Annotated in this window: 1 protein-coding gene; it reads left to right on the top strand. The window is 69.2% G+C overall.

What is annotated here, in order from left to right; all coding sequences use genetic code 11:
- Positions 1 to 115: 115 nt before the first annotated feature.
- The coding region (locus LRG07_RS13760; RefSeq protein ID WP_238642764.1) for an EAL domain-containing protein at positions 116 to 779 on the top strand (664 nt) is incomplete at its 3' end.

Below are 779 nucleotides of genomic sequence, written 5' to 3'. Positions count from 1 at the left end.
TTTCCCCAAGGACGGCCAGGAGGCTGGCGCGCTCCTCGGCCAGGCCGAAGCAGCCGCGGCCAACGCCCTCGCCACCGGCACCTCCAGCATCAGGCTTGCCCACGCGCAGGCTGGTGTGCGGCTTCGGGAGCAGCTCACGCTCCGCGCCGACCTCCAGCAGGCGGTAGACAACGCGGAACTCTACCTGGCCTATCAGCCGCAGGTCGATCTTGGCTCGGGGCGCATCGTCGGTGCCGAGGCTCTCCTGCGCTGGGACCACCCGGAGCGGGGCCCGATCTCGCCCGGAGTCTTCATCCCGATCCTTGAGGCGTCGGGGCTGATCAACCCGGTTGGTGAGTGGACGCTGGAGACGGCGGCACGCCAGGCCCGGGCCTGGCTGGAGCAGGGGTATCCGATGCAGGTGGCGGTCAACCTCTCGGCGTGGCAGGTGCACGCCGGTGACCTGGTCGGGTCGGTCTCCCGGATCCTCGACGAGACTGGGGTACCCCAGGGCGCCCTGGAGCTGGAGATTACCGAGACGCTGCTCCTTGACCTCGACGCGGATACCCAGGCGGTCTTCCGGGAGCTCTCGGCGATGGGCGTCCAGCTGGCACTGGATGATTTTGGCACCGGCTACAGCGCCCTGGCCTATCTCCAGGCCCTGCCGCTGACCACGCTCAAGATCGATCGCGCCTTTGTCGGCGGCATCGGCAGCTCCGCCAAGTCCGAGGCCCTGGTTCGCGGGATCGTGAGCCTCGCCCACGGGTTGGGTATGCCGGTGGTGGCGGAGGGGATCGAGA

The organism is Halorhodospira sp. 9622, assembly GCF_022228025.1.
GTDB classification, from domain to species: Bacteria; Pseudomonadota; Gammaproteobacteria; order Nitrococcales; family Halorhodospiraceae; genus Halorhodospira; species Halorhodospira halophila_A.
The sequence above is the reverse complement of the archived record's forward strand: the minus strand, read 5'-3'. Positions and strand labels throughout refer to the sequence as shown.